We start from the raw sequence: 18,722 nt of genomic DNA on the forward strand, positions 1-18,722 counted from the left end.
ACTGGGATAAAAATGATAAAAAACAGTAATCATACGCCTTTATTTTGGAGCAAATGTTTCCATTTGTGGGTATGCTCCAAGGGCATTTCGGAGCATTACCCCCCACTTAGATGGTTCTGTTCAAAAATGTCCTCTTTTTCGGAGCATTGCCACCCAAAATTACGATGTATTAGTCTGTTTATCTTCATGTTTCGGAGCATTACCACCCACTATGCACCTTCGTTTGCATTTCGGAGCATTGCCACCCAGTCATATTCACATCTGTTTTACTTTTGTGCTCTAGTTTTAATTGATAATAAATTAATGCACAATTATATGGCGGGTAAAATAACAGAAATGAGTAAACTAAAACAAGTACTTCAATTACACCATAGTGGAGTTTCCAACCGATCTATCGCTTCACAACTTGGACTCTACAAAGAAACGGTAAATAAATACATCCGTCAGTTTAAAGGCTTGTCCATTGATCTTCAAGAGGTATTGCAAAAAGATAATCCTGAGTTGGAGCATCTATTTAACGGTGGTTCTCCTGCTTATGTGGACAAGCGGTTTGAAGATTTTTCTAAGCGATTACCTTATTTGGAGAAAGAGCTTACCCGTAAACACGTAACCCGTTTACGGCTTTGGGAGGAGTATATCACTGAGTATCCCTGCGGTTACGGGTACACCCAATTCTGTTTCCACCTGAACCAACACGCTGCTATCCAAACACCTTCCACTGTCTTAGTGAATACTTATATGGCTGGGGAGAAGTGCTACATTGATTTTGCCGGTGATCCAATGCAATATACAGATATGGATACGGGGGAAATCATTAAAGTGCAGACCTTTGTGGGCTGCTTGCCTTATACGGATTATGCATTTGCCCTTTGCGTGCCTTCACAAAAGAGTGAAGATTTTATTTATGCCATTACCCAGATGTTCTGCTTCTTTGGCGGAGTAACTAAGATTGTCGTTCCGGACAACCTAAAGTCAGCTGTTACCAAAAGTGACCGCTACGAGCCTGAGATAAATCGTTTGATGGAGCATTTGGGTAACCATTATGGTTTTGTGGTTTTGCCTGCAAGACCAGGCAAGCCTAAAGACAAATGCTTAGTTGAGAATCAAGTTAAACTGTTATATCAACGGGTGTACGCTCCTTTGCGTAATCGTATGTTTTTCTCTTTGGAAGACCTTAATAAAGCTGTGTTCGAGCAGACACGGTTACATAACCGCAAACGGATGCAACAACGTCCCTATAGTCGTGAGGAGCACTTTATCAGTGATGAAAAGAGAACTCTTAAGCCACTGCCTGAATCCCGCTTTGAAGTGCAATATGATACTGAGCTGACCGTTAGCGCTAATTGTTGTATATACCTAGGACGAGACAAGCATTATTACTCGGTTCCTTATCAATACATCGGGCAGAAAGTCAAAGTAATCTATACTCGTACGCTGGTCAAGGTGTATCTCAAAGGTAAGCGTATTGCTACTCACCCACGCGTGGAAGGCTTTGGTTACAGCATGTTGGAAGAACATACTGCTTCACATTCTAATGCATACAACAAACGCTCTGTAGCCTACTATACAGAGAGAGCAGGAGAAAAGTCTGCTGTATTAAGAGAGTTCTTCACCTTAATGTTCGCTTCCCAAAATGTGCCACCGGAGTTCTTTTACAATCGCTGTGACGGCTTACTGCGTCTTCAAAGAATAACCCCCGCAGCGGAAATGGAAAAAGCCTGCCGGATAGCCATGGAACATAAACAATACACCTACAAGTTTGTGGAACGTGTACTGCGCAACATACAGGCTTTTATCGAAGAGGAAAATGCAATTAAAAAGAATCCCGAACCGGATAATCATGAGAATATCCGGGGAGCGGCTTATTATCAATAATTTATAAAATAATGTATCATGGAAGAAATTATTAAAGAACTTCACTCGCTCAAGCTATCAGGCATGGCTCGCCTATGGGCTTCACTTGGCGAAACCAAACGTTTAGATAAGCTTACTCTTGTTGACGGAATCATGCTACTTTTGCAGGCAGAGAGAGATACCCGTACAACGAATCGGAATAACCGCCTTGTAAAAGAGGCAGACTTCCGTTACAGTGCAACCTTGGAACAACTTCAAGCCGGTAGTCATCGTGGGGTAGATTCAAACATGTTGGCAGCGTTGGGTACCGGAAGTTATATAGATAAAGGAGAGGCGATCCTGATAACTGGTGCTGCAGGAGTAGGCAAGAGTTATCTGGCTACCGCACTAGGAAACAAAGCTTGTCATCAAGGTTATAAAGTGTGTTACTTCAATATGCAGAAATTGCTCGGTAAACTCAAGTTGGCAAGGGTAGATGGAACAATCATCAAGTTGGTTGCCAAGATATCCAGAGTGGATTTACTCATTATCGATGACTTTGGAATGAAAGCATTAGAGGGGCAACAACAAAACGATTTTATGGAAATCATAGAGGACAGACATGGGAGAAAGGCTACAATTATTGCAAGTCAGCTGCCGGTTAGTAAATGGTATGATGTGATAGGCAATGAGGTTATTGCTGATGCGATACTGGATAGAATTGTACATTCGTCACATCGTTTTGATATTAAAGGAGAGAGTTTGAGAAAGAAATAATAAATTTGCAAAAGAAAGCCATGTATCAGTAAAAACACTGGGTGGATATGACCGAAATCGCTGGGTGGGTATCACCGAAATATGCATCACTACGGTGATTTGTTATACTGGATGTTGCCTAATACCAATGTAAAAGGCTGCATTAGTCATAAAATATTTATTCGCCCGGATGCTGCTAAATGTGGGGAAACGACTTTACTCCCTACTGTACAGTTAGAGTCAACTTGGAAGGATGTAGTAAGCGGTGCAGATATTTGTTGGGAGTGGGTTTTGTCTCATTATTGAAAATAATGGATAATTTCTCTTGTGCGCAGAATATGAGAGGCAACCTAAATAGAGCTTATCTATACATCTTTAAAAGCTATTATATTTATACTAGTTGCCTGTCTTTAAAATCATTGAAAAGATACTTGCTGTCAAAGAAACAAATATTTTTCTGTTTATTACGTGGTCACATATCGCTTTCTTGTTCTATTATTTCATTGATTTTTATGCTGCCATTATCTGATACAACTAATTCAAACGGATAATATATATCTGTGTCAGGAATACAAAAACTAATATCAAAGGTTATTTCATTATCTCTCACTTCTCTTATTGAAAAATTGGATAAACTATACTTCGCAATCTCTTTTTCAGGTATAAAAGCCCTAAAATCATCTCGTTGTATTTTTCTATTTAAAAGAATGTCTTTTCCATCTTTATTTATGGTTAATATTACATCCCCACAGGCATAGTATACAGTATCCTGCCCTTTTCCATCTGTAATTGGATAGGTAGTAACAACTTGCCCATTATCTTGTGTTTTGTATAAAACATGATAGCTACCGATAATAGAATCTACATTTTCAGTTTCAAAAGGTATAACCCTAAGTTCTTTTCCTACTTGGGCCGGTTTGATAGATAGATCTACACCCATTGAGTCTCTTGTATTTTCATCATTGATTTTATTTTTTGTCCCACTGCATGATGATACTAAATATACTACTACGAATATTGATGTTAATAAGAATTTTCTATTCATGTCTTTTAGTATTAGTTTGGTATTTCGGCAAATTTAAATAATTATACTGAATGGCGGTTATGCTTTTATTTAAATATTCGGAGGATGGCTCTAAAGACATATTAACCAATTATGAATCTGGTAGGACTTTTCTTATTAGGTGTCTATTTACTTCAAGAAAGCTGGAGCACATACATTAGCATTGCTGTATGCTTCCACTTACTACGATGGAAGTTAAATATTTCTTTTATTGTGCGAAAAGCGGTAGTACCTCGAAATGAAATACTTTCTAAAATATGGGGAACAAAAGAAGGCGATGATTCTTAAGTATCAAGATTTTATTGCAAAGTTTAGAAAGAAAATGTCTATAGACAGCAGTATTGTAATTAAAACAATTTAAAAAGTATCGTTTTTAATTACGATTATTTTATAGCAATAAAAAAAATAACAATCCGTTCTGGCCTGTTCGTATGCCTATAATATCCGTTCTTGGATAAAGTCCGTTGCTTCCCCTCTTTTTAGTCGAACTCTTTACTATAATGATACTTGTGCTGGCAATCAACTGGTGAAGATAGAAGACGCAGCTTCCGGGGTTACTCTCTCTCAATCGATGGATTTTAAGAACAATGCCAATCTTGCAACAGAATATCTTTATGATAAAAATGGCAACCTGACAAAATATTATAATAAAGGTATAATCGAAATCTCATATAATGTCTTAAATTTGCCGCAGACGCTTAAGATTTTTTCTGCCACGGATACATACACCTATGCGGCCGACGGACGGAAATTGAGAATAGTGTCATTGGTCGATTGAGTTGAGACATACTGGTGGATTGCTGTATCTGGTAGACTAAGAGAATGTAAATAATTTAATGACGCAAGCAGTTGAAGTTAATAAACAGGGTGGAGATTATAGCAAATCTACTCAGCTTAACCAAACCCAGGCAATGTCAATAAAAGACAACTATATAAACAATAAATTGAACTTTAATAATCCGATACGTAGTGGCTGGTTTAGAAAATGTGTAGTAAAATGAAAAGACTATTATTTATATTGATAGGAAGTTCTCTCTTATTATTATTATCTTGTTCTAAGAAAGAGGGAGAATCAAATAAGAATTCTTTTTTTATACTTGTGAATTTATCTGACAATAGTCGGAGTGGCAAAGATTATGTAAAATTATGGGTTAATGATAGTTTATTGTTTAGTGGTTCTTATTTTACTGATTTTTCCGAAGTGAATGTTGATGATATTTGGGGGATGAAAGTAGCTTCGTTTAATAAGCAAGATAAAGATAGTATTAAAATTAAATTGCGTTTAATTTCCTTAGATACTGTTCTTTTTTCGCAAAGAAAAATAGTAGATACCACTTTTTACTATAAAATAATTGATATTCCAGGAATATCAATTACTGACCCTCGAGAAACCGGCCACTTTTCTGTTTTTGACACACTCAATGCACCTACATATTGGAGGATAGAATGAATTGCAAGTTTGTTTTTTGGTCTTCCAAAAACTCTTGAATAATAAAATCCCGTAGGATTCATTTATCATCACTCCACGCATGCTGATGTGGCATTCTTCTTATTTAGATTATCTAAAATTTATGCTTAACATGACAATCCCTCAGGATTTCAGTATGATCCGCTAAAAAAAAAGTAGGAGAAAGCCATTACGGTTTTCTCCTACTTTCATTGCGGTGGGCCATCTAGGGCTTGAACCTAGGACCTCCAGATTATGAGTCTGTTGCTCTAACCAACTGAGCTAAAAGCCCGCACTAGTACAATTCTCTTGAATTGTGGGGCAAAATTAATGCATTTTGCCGATATATGCAAGAGTTACACGAAGTAAGTTTATCGGGAACCTTAAAATTTGTAAGTACGCTTGGGGTTTTTAGGGAACCAACCCTTCTTCACCCGATCTTCCTGCTCGAATACTTCTTTGATTGTCCAGAACGAAGAAAAGGCAAATACCCCCAATAAAGAAGATATAAGAATGTTCTCTACGTATAATGAGGCAATAGTGCCTGCAATTCCCAGCACTAGAAATATCCACCAGGATTTGGTACCCCAATAATATTCTGCCTTTACTACCACCGGATGAAACAAGCCGATGATAAGAAAGGTACAGATACCTATAAAAAGTCCCGCAAGATGATATTCATTTAGAAACTCCATATTTCATTATTTATCTATGCGGATAGGAATCTCTTTCTTGATGCTTTGTTCCAGAGAAATCAAAGTTTCGGTAGCAGTTACTCCCGGAATTTCCTGCATTCTGTTATTGAGCAATTCCATTAAATGTTCATTGTCACAAGCATATACTTTGGTTAACATGGTATACGGACCGGTGGTAAAGTGACATTCCACTATTTCAGGGATCTTTTGAAGTTCGGCCACTACGGTTTTATACATTGAACCTCTTTCCAGTTTAATACCGACATAGGTGCATGTTCTGTAACCTAAGCTTTTAGGGTTTACATGATAGCCCGAGCCTACAATTACTCCCATATCAATGAGTCTTTGCACACGCTGATGAATGGCTGCTCTTGAAACACCACATTGGGCGGCAACGTCTTTGAATGGAATACGCGCATTCTGCGAAATGATCTCCAGAATCTGCTTGTCTAAATTGTCGATTTTCTCCATAATTATGAGTTATTAATTCCACTTCTTATCAAAAAGTAAGCAAATATAGAGAATTATTTTTATTTCAATGGAAAAAAGGATGTAAAATCATTCATTTAGTGTACTTTTTGCTCTTCGTTTCTGTATATACAAATAAAAAGAGAGGTGAAATATTATATTTCACCTCTCTTTTTATTATACATTGAGAAAAAGTAATTCTTTATTTTTCAATGCCAAGAAGTTCAACCTCGAAAATCAATGTTGAGTAAGGTTTGATTTGTCCGGCTTCTCTTGCACCGTAAGCAAGTTCTTGAGGAACATAGATTTCCCATTTTGAACCTACAGGCATCATAGTAAGAGCTTCTGTCCAACCTTTAATTACTTGGTTAGCGCGGAAAGTAGTAGGCTCGTTACGTTTGTATGAGCTATCAAACTCTGTTCCGTCAATCAAAGTACCTTTGTAGTTAACCTTCACGCTGCTTGTATCAGCAGGAATAGCACCGGTTCCTTTAGTGATAACTTTGTATTGCAATCCGCTAGGAGTAGTAACTACACCTGCTTTTTTCTTGTTTTCTTCAAGGAATTTAACTCCGGCAGCTTTGTTTTCAGCGAATTTAGATTCCATCAATTTAGCTTTGATAGCTTCCATTCTGGTTTGAGTAAATTGCTGTGCTTGCTCCATAGTCATCACACCGCCTTTTTGAAGAGTTCCTGAAACGAAACCTGCTAAGAAGTTTTCTTTGCTGATGGTTTTAGTTGAGTCTTCACCGAAAAGTTCCTTGTTGATGCCCTTCACCATTTGGTTGCTGATTTGCTGACCAATCTGAAGACCTGCTAAGTAAGCGATATCTTTTTTGCTGGTTTTAGTTGCACCTTCGTTCAAACCTTTGATGAATTCATCCATGTATGCAGTATCAACATCCATTCTTCCTACTAAATAGTCTTTCAAACCTTGAGTTTGAGCCATACCGATAGAGTATGATAAAGAATCGATGTCTGTTTTAAGATCTGCCTTTGGGCTTTGTGCTGTACAAGAAGCAAGGCTGGTTGCGGCTGCAATAGCCATAAATAAACTAACTTTTTTCATTTTACTTTGTTTTTTGTTATAGTACTTGAATTAATTCAACTTCAAAGATAAGAGCGCTGTGAGGAGGAATCAGTTCTCCTGCTCCTTGTGCACCGTATGCCAAGTCAGAAGGAATATATAGTTTCCATTTGGCTCCTTCGGACATTAGCTGAAGCGCTTCTACCCATCCCGGAATAACTTGGTTTACACCGAAAACGGCGGGCTGTCCGCGCTTAACAGAGCTGTCAAAAAGCGTTCCGTCAATCAATGTGCCTTCGTAGTGACATTTAACTTGATCCGTAGCCTGTGCTTTCTTGCCTGTACCTTCGGTTATTACTTCATATTGTAGTCCGCTAGGAAGAGTGATAACTCCTTCTTTCTTCTTATTCTCTTCCAAAAAGCTATTTCCTTGTTCTATGCTGGCAGCGTTCATTTTAGCCTCTAATTCAGCAAAATAGGTATTCACTATATCGCGTGCTTCATTGTGACTAATTGCTGTTTCGTTACCTTCGAGCACGTCTTTGATGGCTTGTGCGAAATCTTCTACTGAGATGCTTTTGGCACCCATTCCCAATAAGTTTTGACCAATTCCCAGGCCAATTGCATAGCTAAATTTATCCATAATTTTTTTGTTGTTAGCCGTCAGTGTCTTTTCTTTATAACATCTTTGGGCTGTTAAGCAAATAATGGAGGCAAAAGTACGTGTTTTATTTGAATCATTATGTTTTTGAGTATTTAATTTTTCTTATTCTTATATCTTTATGATTAATTATTTAGCCAATTGTTGCTACCTTTGTTAGATCATTGACAGATTTAAACAAATATCGGGAGATTACTTATGAAGAAATTGGTTGTATTGTCGGGTGCGGGAATGAGTGCCGAAAGTGGCTTAAGCACTTTTCGTGATGCCGGTGGTTTATGGGATAAATACCCGGTTGAACAAGTCGCTACACCGGAGGGTTATCGCGAAAATCCGGCTCTGGTGACTCAATTCTACAATGAAAGAAGAAAGCAACTGCTAACTGTAGCGCCCAACAGGGGGCATGAGTTATTGGCAGAAATGGAGAAAGAGTTTGATGTGACAATCGTTACACAGAATGTGGATAACTTGCACGAACGGGCAGGTAGCAATCGGGTTATTCATCTGCACGGTGAGCTTACAAAGGTTTGTTCCAGTTATGCGCCTTACGATTTACGTTATGTGAAAGAGCTCCAACCGGATGAGTACGAAGTTAAACTGGGTGACTTGGCAGGCGACGGCTCGCAATTACGCCCCTTTATCGTTTGGTTTGGTGAAGCGGTTCCTCAAATTGAAACAGCGGTAACATTTGTGGAACAGGCTGATGTGTTTGTGATTATAGGCACTTCGATGAATGTCTATCCGGCGGCGGGCTTGCTCAACTATGTGCCGAAACAGGCTGCTGTTTACCTGATTGACCCTCATGAGGTACAGGTTAATTCGTACAGACACATTGAAGTGATCCGAAAAGGCGCTTCTGAAGGGGTTGTCGAATTATTGTCCCGGCTTAAGCAAAAGGCGTAGAACAAACCATATATGATGAAGAACGGTGCTTATGTATCCGTAATGTTTGGCCATAATCCGGAAACGTTCTTTTAAGGATGCTTTCCGGTTTTTAGTTGTCATGCCTTCATCCAGATAATCAATCAGGGTGAGGCGTGTGTTGTGCAGGAGAGATGCTTTTTTCATTACCCGAATGCACCAGTCGAAGTCTGCCGAAAACCGATAATTCAAGTCGTAAGTTTCGGTAAGGGCGCGTTTGGCAATAAACGCCTGATGGCACACCAGCATTCCTTGACGGAAACTTTTCCAGTTTAATGTATCGGGTGTCTGCAGGCGGCGCATCCGAACAAAGTGTCTTTGTACATCGACCAATGCGGTTTCACCATATATGACATCGGGCAGTACGTTGCTTTTGTTCAGCTGATGAACAATGAGCTGCAGGGTATCATCTTCGTGAAAAGTGTCGCCGGCATTGAGAAAACATACATACTCTCCTTTTGCCATTTTTAATCCTTTGTTCATGGCATCGTATAACCCTTTGTCGGGCTCACTCACTACTGCTTGAATTTTATCTCTGTATTTGTTCACAATAGAAAGAGTGCGATCTTTGGATGCTCCGTCAACAATAATATATTCTAGGTTGTGGTAGGTTTGCGACACAACACTCAATATCGTTTCTTCCAACACGCTTTCTGCATGGTAGGTAACGGTTATTATTGAAAACAAAGGGGTGATATGGCTATGCATTTTTTCCTGTTATCTTGTTATATAAATCAATGTATTTCTTGGCAATAATACTTTCTGAGTAATTAGCAACAACTTTTCGGCAAGCTTCTTCCGATAATCTGTGATATTCCGCCGGATCGCTCAGCACCCAATGGATACCGTTGGCAAAATCGGCCGACGATTTATATTGTGCCACATAACCATTGTGTAAATGATCTATCATTTCGGGTATTCCACCCACGTGAAAGCCTACACAGGGTGTTCCGCAAGCCATGGCTTCCATGATGGTGTTGGGCAGATTTTCTTCTAAGGAAGGGGTCACAAATAAATCAACTGCATTGTATATATCTACTAAGCGATGTTCATCTCTGACATAATTGAGCGGATATACTTTAAAAGGCAACAGGTTTTCAAGGTGGCCCGACTGGTTACCAAATACGACCACGCCCAGCTTGTCAACATAATCAGGATGTTTTTCGGCAAGTATTTTGCATGCTTCAATCAGGTAGTCAATGCCTTTTCTTTTATCGGTTATTTTAACCGAACCGAATAGAATCAACTGTTTGTCTTGCGGTAGCATGCACCGTTCTCTTGCTTCTTCCTTATCAGCGGGTTTGAATAGATTGGTGTTAATGGGGTTGGGTATGCTTAAAATCTTTTTGCCTGTCAACAAGTTGCTTTTTCGTGCTCTTTCTTCCAGCCAATGGCTGCAAGTCACAAATGCCATGGAATGGTCTTTGTATATCTTTTGTTTTTTGCGATAGGTGCGGTACGAAAGGTCTTTCTTGCTTCCACCTCCGTAGATGAACGGACAATCGTGGCAACCTTCTTCATAATTGGTGCATTCACGTGCGTGGTGGCAAATGCCAGTGCATGGCCACATGTCATGCATAGTCCACACAACCGGTTTGCCTGATCTTAGAATTTTATCAATTCCTTTTAATGAAAGCATTCCTTGATTGATCCAATGCAGGTGAATGACATCTGCTTCATTGAATTCGGGCAGTGAAGTAATGTCTGTCCCGGTGTTGGCTATGTCGACCGCGAACAGATTGTGTTTCTTAAAATGATTGGCTCGCCAAATGGTGATGCGCTCCCGTACAAATTTCCAAATATGCAGCCAGGAACGTTCCAGCCCTACCACACTGATTTGTTCGGTTTGCTTATCGCGTACCAATAGTTTGGCTTTTATGCCGTTATTCTTCAATGATTCCATGAGGCGGCTTGCGGCAACGGCGGCCCCGCCAATTCGTTCGGAAGTGTTGATTAATAGTACTCTCATAAGCTGAATGTTTTGACAAAAGTAGTGCTTTTACCGCTTTCTATCTATAAATTCGTTTATTTTTTAGTGTAAAAAACGGTAAAGTATCTATCTTTGCCGGATATAAGCAAAATAGTATATGGGAGATAAATGGATGAAACGGATGGAACAAGGTTGGCAAAGCTTGTTAAGCGTAGTGAAAATAGTACTTCAGTCGCGCTTAAACACTACGTTGCCTACCTCTTTCCGTAATGCAGATGAGTTACTGATTCTGGCTAACGGACCTTCACTTAACAAAACGGTGCAAGAAGCGGCAGGGTTTATAAAAGGAAAAACATTGTTGGCAGTGAACTTTTGTGTCTCTTCTCCTATGTTTGAGGAATTGAAACCGGAGTTGTATCTGATTGCAGATCCTCTTTTCTGGATAGTGCCCGAGAAACGTGTTCAACTTTTTGAAACAATGGCTCGGAAAACAGTGTGGCCCATGTGTCTCTTTATTCCTGTAAGGGCTTACAAAAACAAAGATTGGCAACCCATGCTTGCTGCAAATCCCCATATTAAAGTGTATGCATATAACACAACGCCGATAGAGGGATTTCAGAATATATGTGACTTTATTTTTGATAGGGGATGGGGAGTGCCGCGTCCTCACAATGTATTGATTCCTTCTATTGCAGTGGGGTTGCGACTTCCTTTTAAGAAGATATATCTGGCGGGAGCCGATCATTCGTGGTTGCCCGAGATTACGGTGACCGATGACAATGAAGTATTAATGCATCAAAAGCATTTTTATGATGAGAATCAGTCTCAGGCGGCCAAAGTACAGAAAGAAGATTTGAACTCGGCTCATCTTTATACGATTCTGTATCACATGTATGTGGCTTTCAAGTCTTATTTTGTATTGGATGCTTATGCTCGTAAAAAAGGGAAGGAAGTGATTAACGTCACGCCCGGATCATACATTGATGCTTTCAGGAGGATGAAAATATGAAAGATGGAATAGTTATTCAGGCTCGTACGGGCTCTACTCGGTTGCATAACAAGATTTTGCTGCCGTTTGATGGAGAAAGGTGCATTCTCGATATTTTGATAGGAAATATAAAGGCGGCTTTCCCGGAAATGTGTATTGTACTGGCTACTACGGTAAGAAAGCAGGATGATGTGCTGGAAGAGACTGCCCGTAAACTGGGCATTCATTGTTTTCGTGGCGATGAGGATAATGTGTTAGATCGCTTTATTAAAGCGGGAGAAGCTTTTGGACTGGACAGAATGGTGCGTGTGTGTTCGGATAATCCGTTTCTGCAGCCGGACAGCTTTAAAACATTGCTAAATGCGCATGATGAATTGCCGGCTGATTACGTGGCGTTTGGCTTTGAAGACGGAAGGCCTACCATTAAATCGCATCTGGGATTGTTTGCGGAAGTCACTACGCTGGATGCCTTGAAACGAATAGTAAAGGTTACGCAGGAGAAACTCTATGTGGAGCATGTCACAATTTACATGTACACTCATCCCGAAGAGTTTTCCGTTCGTTTGTTGCCGTTACCCGATTATCTGGAAGGAAGGTTTGACCTGCGTTTCACGCTCGATACAATGGACGATTTTACGTTGCTCCAGAGTTTGTATGCTGATTTTAAGGCTATCAATGGAGGCGGAGTGAGTGAATTGCTACAGTTAGTAAAGCAGCATCCGGACTATCGTGCGAAGATGCTGGAGAATATTGCAAAAAATGAAAAATAATAGGTGATGAAGAGTACTTATATAATAGGTGAAATAGGACAGAATCATAATGGATCGGTTGACATCGCTAAACTTATTGTTGATTTAGTATCACGTCCTGTAAAGGAGGAGGTCTTTGGTTTGGACTTGTGTCCTATGGATGCGGTGAAAATGACTAAACGTGATTTGAATGAGGAACTTACTGATTCTCAGATGAATAGGTTGTATGACTCTCCGCATTCTTTTGGACGGACTTATGGAGAGCACCGTGCTTTCTTAGAGCTTACCGATGAAGAACACTTTGAAGTATATAAACACGCTAAGTCTTTAGGACTTGATTTTGTGGAGACTCTTTGTTCAAGAGGTTGCATGTCTTTGCTCAAACTGTTTACTCCTGATTTCTTAAAGGTGGCGAGCCGTGACTTGACGAACCTGCCTTTGTTGGAAATTATGGCGGAAACGAAAATACCCATCATCTTGTCAACGGGTATGGCGGGTAAAAAAGAGTTGGATGAGGCACTGGCTGTGATCACGAGATATCATTCTGAGATATCCATTTTGCACTGTGTTTCTCAATATCCTACTTATCCGGATAACCTGAATCTGAAAACCATTACTTATCTGAAAAAGCATTACGGACAATATCGTATTGGTTTCTCGGATCATACCATTGGCATTTCTGCGCCGGTGGTCGCTGTAGGTATGGGTGCTGAAATCATTGAAAAGCACATCACGATTGATCGGCACATGAAAGGAACCGATCAATTGGGTTCTTTAGGGCCTGAGGGTGTAAACCGCATGATCAGAGATATACGAATAGCCGAGAGGTGGTTAGGCGAAGAGGAACTTTATATTGATGAGAGTGTGGCAGGTTCCAAAGTAAAGCTTGAACGCTCAATAGCTACCAGGCAGGAATTGTTGCCCGGTCATGTTATCACGGAAGATGATATTCATTTGTTAAGTCCGGGTGATGGCTACAAATGGGTGGACAGAGATAGCGTTGTCGGTAAAAAAGTGAAGGCAACCATTAAACGTAACGAAATAATTTATCCCAAAGATATAGAATAGAAGATATGGCTTTACCCAAATTGGTGATTACAGATATTGATGGTGTGTGGACAGACGGTGGCATGTATTATACGGCCGATGGTGATGTCATGAAACGTTTTTCGGTGAAAGATGGCTGGGGTGTACTTTTCCTCCGTGAATTTGGTATTCCGGTTGCCATTATGACCGGTGAGAATACGCAGATTGTACAGAAACGTGCGGCTAAATTGAAGATAGAGCGTTGCTATCTGGGAGTTAATGATAAATTGGCTAAGGCGCGTGAATTATGCGAGGAAATGGGTATTACTCTCGCCGATGTGGCTTTTATTGGTGATGATATCAATGACATCCGTCTTCTCAGAGAGGTTGGCTTTAGTGCCTCTCCGGCTAATACTCCAGTTTATATCAAAAAGGAAGTTCATTATGTCACGTCTGCTCACGGTGGCTTTGGTGCCTTTAGGGAATTTGTAGAGAAGATATTGGTCAATAATGGCATGCTGGAAGAGGCCTTACGTCGTGTCATGTAGCTTTTATCGAACTCCGGGCAGAGGCATTAATCGTGATACCAAAACTCTGCCCTGTTTCATGCAGTGCATAACCGACTGTCGCAAGCGTTGTTTCAGAGTTAATGAGGTATCTGCGGCTTCTTTTTGCAGTTGTTGTCTCTCTATTCCAGGGTTGTATGTGAGAATTCTGTCTTCTACAACTGTTACCATGTTGGTATCTCCTTTCTGCATATAATACCTGATCAGGTTTAATGAGATGGATTTATGGGACTGTCTGAGCCCTTGAAGAACTTCTGCTTGATCTTTGAAGTAATCCATTAAGAGCTCTCTGACATGCAACGTGATGGCTAGCTTTTTATCGGTATCTCTCTCGCTCCATATTCCTTTGCTGTGTTTGCGGTATACTGCCATGGGACGTTTGAAATAGTATATCTTTCCATGTTGTGCGTTCAGCATGTGCATGGCATAATCGCATAGGTTAATCTGACCAAACCATTCGGGCACTTGTGGGTAGTAACTCCGTCTGAAAAGTGAAGATGAGTTGGTTATGTAATTCCCTCTGGCAAGGTCTCTGATATCTGTAATTTGTTTCTGCCCACCGTTTGATAAACTTTTACTTCCGTCTTCTTCGTAGTAATTAATGACACGATGGAAACAGATGGCGAAATCAGGATGTTTGTCCATGAAATCGGTCATGCGTTGTAGTTTCTTCCGGTCTATCCAATAATCATCTCCATCACAAATTGCGATGTATTCACCGGTGCAATGTTCGTGTGCCGACATGAAATTCCGTTGTAATCCCCTGTTTTTTTCGTGTGCTACCAATGTAATTATATCAGGATACAATTCTTTGTAACGGGTACATATTTCCAATGTGTTGTCTGTGCTGCAATCTTCGGCAATTACGAGTTGTATCTGGTAATTGGTTTTTTGTTGGATAACTCCTTTTATGGCAGTTTCAATATACCGACCTATGTTGTATGCCAACATAATGATACTTACTTTTACTGATGGAGAATTCATGTTATTTGGATTTTTGTTTAAAGAGTATTTCAACGGCTTCCCGAAGTATTTGTGATCCTAAGTACTTATTGGTTATGTAATAGAAAAGGATGCCAATCGTCATTTTAGTCAGAAGCAACGCGTAATAGGAACCTATGTAATATTCAGGTATCACTAGCAGTCCCCACATCAAAACTGAAATCACTGTATAGGGAAGTATGTCCTTGAGTTGTTTCGTCCATGAATATTCAATAGAGTGGCCAATATAGATTATGCTGATCAGGTAGATAATTGCCTGAATGAGTGTTTGAATGCCAATCATGACTAAGGCGCTTTCTTTTAATGAAACCAAGAGGCCAAGAATAATAAGAACGGTACGGACTATTTCTAATTTGAATATAACGTCAGACCGGCCATATACTTTAATGAAATTTTGGTTGATGGATGTTAGTATGGTAAAGATACCGGCTATACAAGTGAGCTGAAAGAAGGGTATACAGCCTGCCCATTCCTTTTTCAGAAGAATAGAAATCAACGGTTCGGCTATGGAAACAAGTCCAATCATTAACGGAAAGGTAAGGAATGCAGTAAAACGTATGGTTTTTCTGTAAGACCGGATGCTTCTTTCTTTGTCGTCTTGAATGCTCGAAAAAATAGGATATGTGGCAGCTTGCAGACTGGAATAGATGGAACTGATAACCATCAGGCTGATCTTGTTACCCTGAGAATAATAGCCCAGATCTTTGGTAGGATACAACTTACCGATGGCTACTGAATAGATGTTTGTAAAAATAGAATTGATGAGGCTGGCAAGCAACAGAGATGAAGCAAAACCAAACAAACTCTGGATGTTAGAGAGTTTAAAGATCAGCTTCGGTCGCCATTTGTTTGACATCCAAAGCAGGGCAGATTTGCTAAACGACAAGATAACCGGCTGCCATGCCAATGTCCATACACCCAGTCCGTTATAGGCCATAGCCAGTGAGCAGCCACCCGATATCAACAAGGATATAAAGTTTATCTTTGCAAGCCTTTTGAACTCTATCTTCTTGTTCAGAAGAGTGTTTTGTATTAAGCTTAGCGAGTTGAACGGCAGGCTTAGAAAGATGATCCGGGTAAGACCTGTCAATAACGGTTGATTATAGAACTGAGCAATGTAAGGAGCGGCAAAGAAAAGGATGACATATAGTACTACGCTAATAGAAAGATTGAAGTAAAAAACGGAACTATAATCTTCTTCGGTAGCGTCTTGCTTCCGAATTAAAGCGGAGCTAAAACCACTGTCGAGTACAATATTGGCAATAGCGGTAAAGATAGCAAGCATCCCCACCAATGCGTAATCCTCTACGGAGAGGATGTTGGCAACGATGATGCCTACAATAAACAACAGAACTTGTTGTCCCATACGGTCCAACAAGTTCCAGAGCAGAGCTCCGACTGTTTTTTGTTTTAGCGATTGCTCTTTCATTATGCTAATAGCTTAAAAAAAAGCGTCTATTTAACTTCGCTTCCCGGCTTAACCTCTTTTTGGGGCATGATAACAGCCAAGCTTCCATCATTGTTTTCCGCAGAAAGAATCATTCCTTCACTAACAATCCCTTTGAGCTTACGTGGAGCTAAGTTGGCTATGAAGCAAACTTGTTTCCCTACCAATTCTTCGGGTTGGTAATGCTGGGCGATGCCCGATACAATGGTTCTTTGTTCCAAGCCGTCGTCAATACGGAATTGCAGCAGTTTATCTGCTTTGGGTACTTTCTGGCATTCCAAAACAGTACCAACGCGTATGTCGAGCTTCATGAAATCGTCGAATTCAATATTAGCACGAATGGGGTTGGCCTTGTAGTTGGCTTCTTCGTTTGCTTTTTTGGTATCGAGTAATTTTTGCACCTGAGCTTCAATGGTGCTGTCTTCAATCTTCTCGAATAGTAATTCGGGCGTATTGAGTGTATGACCGGCTTGTAATAGGTCTGTTTGTCCCAGGTTGGCCCAGTCAAAACTCTCCATGTTGAGCATTCTACGTAACTTTTCAGAACTGAACGGCAAGAAAGGCTCAAAGGCTATAGCTAAGTTGGCCACTAACTGCAAGCTGATGTTCAGGATGGTAGCGACTCTGTCCATATTAGTTTTAGCCAGTTTCCATGGCTCAGTGTCGGCCAGGTATTTGTTTCCGATACGTGCCAGATTCATTGCTTCTTTTTGTGCATCGCGGAATTTGAATACATTGAGTAGTTTTTCAACTTCCGTTTTAACATCAGCAAATTCCTTCAATGTTTCTTTGTCGTATTCAGTCAGTTCGCCTGCTTGCGGAACCTTTCCTTCAAAATACTTTTGAGTAAGTACCAGAGCACGGTTAACAAAATTGCCGTAAACAGCTACTAATTCATTGTTATTGCGCGCCTGAAAATCTTTCCATGTGAAATCATTGTCTTTCGTTTCCGGAGCATTGGCGGTCAACACATAGCGAAGAACGTCTTGTTTTCCGGGGAATTCTTCCAGATATTCATGCAACCATACTGCCCAGTTGCGCGAAGTTGATATTTTATCACCTTCCAAATTCAGGAATTCATTACTGGGTACATTATCGGGCAATATATAGCTTCCTTCTGCTTTCAACATAGCAGGGAATACGATGCAATGGAATACAATGTTGTCTTTTCCGATGAAGTGTACCAAACGGGTTTCTTCATCCTTCCACCAGGTTTCCCACGTATCAGGCAGTAGCTCTTTGGTATTTGAAATATATCCGATGGGTGCATCGAACCATACATAAAGTACTTTTCCTTCCGCACCTTCAACCGGTACAGGGATTCCCCAATCAAGGTCACGGCTCACCGCGCGAGGCTGTAAGCCCATGTCGAGCCAGCTTTTACACTGTCCGTACACATTGGGACGCCACTCTTTATGATCCTCCAGAATCCATTGGCGCAACCACCCTTCATGCTTGTCCAAAGGCAAGTACCAATGCTTTGTCTCTTTCATCACGGGTTTGCTTCCGCTGATAGCGCTTTTGGGGTTAATCAGATCAGTGGGAGAAAGTGAGGTTCCGCACTTTTCACATTGATCGCCGTAAGCTCCTTCGGAGTGGCAATGCGGACATTCACCGGTAATGTAACGGTCGGCCAGAAACTGATGTGCCGTTTCGTCGTAATATTGTTCGGACGTTTTTTCTACAAACTCTCCTTTGTCGTACAAGGTACGGAAAAAGTCTGAAGCCAGTTTGTGGTGTGTCTCAGATGATGTACGCGAATAAATATCAAATGAAATACCAAAGTCTTCAAATGATTTTTTAATGATTGAGTGATAACGATCAACTACGTCTTGAGGGGTGATTCCTTCTTTTTTAGCACGGATGGTAATGGGTACTCCGTGTTCATCAGATCCACCGATAAACAAAACGTCTTGTTTTTTCAATCTTAAATAGCGCACGTAAATATCTGCGGGTACATAAACACCTGCCAAGTGGCCAATATGAACCGGACCATTTGCGTAAGGAAGTGCTGAGGTCACGGTTGTTCTTTTGAACTTTTTATCCATATCTTGAGTTTTTATTATCTTTTTGCAACGTGCAAAGATAATGGTTTTATACCGTTATTTTATTGCAAAAAGACAATAAAAACATCTGTGTGGAC

Annotated in this window: 19 protein-coding genes and 1 tRNA gene; 9 read left to right on the forward strand and 11 right to left on the reverse strand. The window is 40.3% G+C overall.

Translation table 11 applies throughout. The features are described 5' to 3' along the window. The first annotated feature begins 315 nt into the window (after positions 1–315). The gene (gene istA, locus ACKPCE_RS04620) at positions 316–1,875 is read left to right on the forward strand and encodes an IS21 family transposase (protein WP_319503750.1); all 1,560 of its coding nucleotides are present in this window, start codon (positions 316–318) and stop codon (positions 1,873–1,875) included. Positions 1,876–1,893: 18 nt separating this feature from the next. After that, complete coding sequence (gene istB / locus ACKPCE_RS04625) at positions 1,894–2,610, forward strand: IS21-like element helper ATPase IstB (RefSeq protein ID WP_319504364.1); 717 nt, start codon at positions 1,894–1,896, stop codon at positions 2,608–2,610. 451 nt (positions 2,611–3,061) lie between these two features. On the opposite strand, the gene ACKPCE_RS04630 is transcribed toward istB, so the two are convergent. After that, positions 3,062–3,634 carry a DUF4738 domain-containing protein gene (locus ACKPCE_RS04630; RefSeq protein WP_319504365.1) on the reverse strand — a complete coding sequence of 191 codons (573 nt, stop codon included), beginning with the start codon at positions 3,632–3,634 and terminating at the stop codon, positions 3,062–3,064. Positions 3,635–3,745: 111 nt separating this feature from the next. Here ACKPCE_RS04630 and ACKPCE_RS04635 point away from each other — a divergent pair, with 111 nt between their 5' ends. Then, a complete protein-coding gene (locus ACKPCE_RS04635; protein WP_319504366.1) occupies positions 3,746–3,940 on the forward strand; it encodes a hypothetical protein in 195 nt (64 codons plus the stop codon). Positions 3,941–4,649: 709 nt separating this feature from the next. Beyond that, entirely contained in the window at positions 4,650–5,102 is a 453-nt protein-coding gene (locus ACKPCE_RS04640) for a hypothetical protein (protein WP_319504367.1), read from the forward strand. Positions 5,103–5,317: 215 nt separating this feature from the next. Here the strand turns inward: ACKPCE_RS04640 and ACKPCE_RS04645 are convergent. The 5 genes from ACKPCE_RS04645 to ACKPCE_RS04665 all read right to left on the reverse strand — a co-directional run bounded on the left by ACKPCE_RS04645 (position 5,318) and on the right by ACKPCE_RS04665 (position 7,932). After that, positions 5,318–5,391, reverse strand: a tRNA-Ile gene (locus tag ACKPCE_RS04645). 91 nt (positions 5,392–5,482) lie between these two features. Beyond that, on the reverse strand, positions 5,483–5,794 hold the full coding sequence (locus ACKPCE_RS04650) for a DUF4491 family protein (protein WP_276966182.1): 312 nt from the start codon (positions 5,792–5,794) through the stop codon (positions 5,483–5,485). Positions 5,795–5,800: 6 nt separating this feature from the next. After that, positions 5,801–6,265 (reverse strand): Lrp/AsnC family transcriptional regulator, encoded by a 465-nt coding sequence (locus ACKPCE_RS04655; RefSeq protein WP_024996014.1) that lies wholly within the window; start codon positions 6,263–6,265, stop codon positions 5,801–5,803. Positions 6,266–6,464: 199 nt separating this feature from the next. Beyond that, positions 6,465–7,331 carry a BamJ family beta-barrel-assembly machinery protein gene (locus tag ACKPCE_RS04660; protein WP_319504368.1) on the reverse strand — a complete coding sequence of 289 codons (867 nt, stop codon included), beginning with the start codon at positions 7,329–7,331 and terminating at the stop codon, positions 6,465–6,467. Between the two features lie 16 nt (positions 7,332–7,347). Continuing rightward, on the reverse strand, positions 7,348–7,932 hold the full coding sequence (locus ACKPCE_RS04665) for a BamJ family beta-barrel-assembly machinery protein (protein ID WP_024996016.1): 585 nt from the start codon (positions 7,930–7,932) through the stop codon (positions 7,348–7,350). A gap of 216 nt (positions 7,933–8,148) precedes the next feature. Between ACKPCE_RS04665 and ACKPCE_RS04670 the strand changes: the two genes are divergently transcribed. Further along, the gene (locus tag ACKPCE_RS04670; protein WP_276966176.1) at positions 8,149–8,853 is read left to right on the forward strand and encodes an SIR2 family NAD-dependent protein deacylase; all 705 of its coding nucleotides are present in this window, start codon (positions 8,149–8,151) and stop codon (positions 8,851–8,853) included. Here the strand turns inward: ACKPCE_RS04670 and ACKPCE_RS04675 are convergent. Next, on the reverse strand, positions 8,824–9,579 hold the full coding sequence (locus ACKPCE_RS04675; RefSeq protein WP_319504369.1) for a glycosyltransferase family 2 protein: 756 nt from the start codon (positions 9,577–9,579) through the stop codon (positions 8,824–8,826). The genes ACKPCE_RS04670 and ACKPCE_RS04675 overlap by 30 nt on opposite strands. Next, a complete protein-coding gene (locus ACKPCE_RS04680) occupies positions 9,572–10,840 on the reverse strand; it encodes a glycosyltransferase family 4 protein (protein WP_319504370.1) in 1,269 nt (422 codons plus the stop codon). The genes ACKPCE_RS04675 and ACKPCE_RS04680 overlap by 8 nt, the downstream gene beginning before the upstream one ends. A gap of 118 nt (positions 10,841–10,958) precedes the next feature. Here ACKPCE_RS04680 and ACKPCE_RS04685 point away from each other — a divergent pair, with 118 nt between their 5' ends. Genes ACKPCE_RS04685 through ACKPCE_RS04700 form a run of 4 tightly spaced genes read left to right on the forward strand, consistent with a single transcriptional unit; the run spans position 10,959 to position 14,112 of the window. Continuing rightward, on the forward strand, positions 10,959–11,810 hold the full coding sequence (locus ACKPCE_RS04685) for a hypothetical protein (protein ID WP_319504371.1): 852 nt from the start codon (positions 10,959–10,961) through the stop codon (positions 11,808–11,810). Next, complete coding sequence (locus tag ACKPCE_RS04690; RefSeq protein ID WP_319504372.1) at positions 11,807–12,559, forward strand: cytidylyltransferase domain-containing protein; 753 nt, start codon at positions 11,807–11,809, stop codon at positions 12,557–12,559. Before ACKPCE_RS04685 ends, ACKPCE_RS04690 begins: the two co-directional genes overlap by 4 nt. Before the next feature lie 6 nt (positions 12,560–12,565). Then, the gene (locus ACKPCE_RS04695) at positions 12,566–13,606 is read left to right on the forward strand and encodes an N-acetylneuraminate synthase family protein (protein ID WP_319504373.1); all 1,041 of its coding nucleotides are present in this window, start codon (positions 12,566–12,568) and stop codon (positions 13,604–13,606) included. A gap of 5 nt (positions 13,607–13,611) precedes the next feature. Continuing rightward, positions 13,612–14,112: a 3-deoxy-D-glycero-D-galacto-nonulopyranosonate 9-phosphatase gene (locus tag ACKPCE_RS04700; protein WP_024996022.1), complete on the forward strand. Its 501-nt coding sequence runs from the start codon at positions 13,612–13,614 to the stop codon at positions 14,110–14,112. A gap of 3 nt (positions 14,113–14,115) precedes the next feature. Here ACKPCE_RS04700 and ACKPCE_RS04705 read toward each other — a convergent pair whose 3' ends face one another. From ACKPCE_RS04705 to metG, 3 genes are read right to left on the reverse strand one after another with little or no spacing between them, the layout of a single operon-like run. After that, positions 14,116–15,114: a glycosyltransferase gene (locus tag ACKPCE_RS04705; protein ID WP_319504374.1), complete on the reverse strand. Its 999-nt coding sequence runs from the start codon at positions 15,112–15,114 to the stop codon at positions 14,116–14,118. A 1-nt stretch (position 15,115) separates the two neighbouring features. Next, complete coding sequence (locus tag ACKPCE_RS04710; RefSeq protein ID WP_319504375.1) at positions 15,116–16,561, reverse strand: lipopolysaccharide biosynthesis protein; 1,446 nt, start codon at positions 16,559–16,561, stop codon at positions 15,116–15,118. A 26-nt stretch (positions 16,562–16,587) separates the two neighbouring features. Further along, entirely contained in the window at positions 16,588–18,627 is a 2,040-nt protein-coding gene (gene metG / locus ACKPCE_RS04715; RefSeq protein WP_319504376.1) for a methionine--tRNA ligase, read from the reverse strand. Positions 18,628–18,722 lie beyond the last annotated feature (95 nt).

Origin of the sequence: Bacteroides graminisolvens, assembly GCF_963666085.1 — a bacterium.
GTDB classification, from domain to species: Bacteria; Bacteroidota; Bacteroidia; order Bacteroidales; family Bacteroidaceae; genus Bacteroides; species Bacteroides graminisolvens.

Bases quoted from the DNA above. Each gene is read 5' to 3' on its own strand.
- ACKPCE_RS04630 (WP_319504365.1), bottom strand. From the start codon at position 3,634: ATGAATAGAAAATTCTTATTAACATCAATATTCGTAGTAGTATATTTA.
- ACKPCE_RS04685 (WP_319504371.1), top strand. From the start codon at position 10,959: ATGGGAGATAAATGGATGAAACGGATGGAACAAGGTTGGCAAAGCTTG.
- istA (WP_319503750.1), top strand. From the start codon at position 316: ATGGCGGGTAAAATAACAGAAATGAGTAAACTAAAACAAGTACTTCAA.
- ACKPCE_RS04665 (WP_024996016.1), bottom strand. From the start codon at position 7,932: ATGGATAAATTTAGCTATGCAATTGGCCTGGGAATTGGTCAAAACTTA.
- ACKPCE_RS04655 (WP_024996014.1), bottom strand. From the start codon at position 6,265: ATGGAGAAAATCGACAATTTAGACAAGCAGATTCTGGAGATCATTTCG.
- ACKPCE_RS04670 (WP_276966176.1), top strand. From the start codon at position 8,149: ATGAAGAAATTGGTTGTATTGTCGGGTGCGGGAATGAGTGCCGAAAGT.
- ACKPCE_RS04660 (WP_319504368.1), bottom strand. From the start codon at position 7,331: ATGAAAAAAGTTAGTTTATTTATGGCTATTGCAGCCGCAACCAGCCTT.
- ACKPCE_RS04710 (WP_319504375.1), bottom strand. From the start codon at position 16,561: ATGAAAGAGCAATCGCTAAAACAAAAAACAGTCGGAGCTCTGCTCTGG.
- ACKPCE_RS04635 (WP_319504366.1), top strand. From the start codon at position 3,746: ATGAATCTGGTAGGACTTTTCTTATTAGGTGTCTATTTACTTCAAGAA.
- ACKPCE_RS04690 (WP_319504372.1), top strand. From the start codon at position 11,807: ATGAAAGATGGAATAGTTATTCAGGCTCGTACGGGCTCTACTCGGTTG.
- ACKPCE_RS04680 (WP_319504370.1), bottom strand. From the start codon at position 10,840: ATGAGAGTACTATTAATCAACACTTCCGAACGAATTGGCGGGGCCGCC.
- metG (WP_319504376.1), bottom strand. From the start codon at position 18,627: ATGGATAAAAAGTTCAAAAGAACAACCGTGACCTCAGCACTTCCTTAC.
- ACKPCE_RS04650 (WP_276966182.1), bottom strand. From the start codon at position 5,794: ATGGAGTTTCTAAATGAATATCATCTTGCGGGACTTTTTATAGGTATC.
- ACKPCE_RS04700 (WP_024996022.1), top strand. From the start codon at position 13,612: ATGGCTTTACCCAAATTGGTGATTACAGATATTGATGGTGTGTGGACA.
- ACKPCE_RS04675 (WP_319504369.1), bottom strand. From the start codon at position 9,579: ATGCATAGCCATATCACCCCTTTGTTTTCAATAATAACCGTTACCTAC.
- istB (WP_319504364.1), top strand. From the start codon at position 1,894: ATGGAAGAAATTATTAAAGAACTTCACTCGCTCAAGCTATCAGGCATG.
- ACKPCE_RS04640 (WP_319504367.1), top strand. From the start codon at position 4,650: ATGAAAAGACTATTATTTATATTGATAGGAAGTTCTCTCTTATTATTA.
- ACKPCE_RS04705 (WP_319504374.1), bottom strand. From the start codon at position 15,114: ATGAATTCTCCATCAGTAAAAGTAAGTATCATTATGTTGGCATACAAC.
- ACKPCE_RS04695 (WP_319504373.1), top strand. From the start codon at position 12,566: ATGAAGAGTACTTATATAATAGGTGAAATAGGACAGAATCATAATGGA.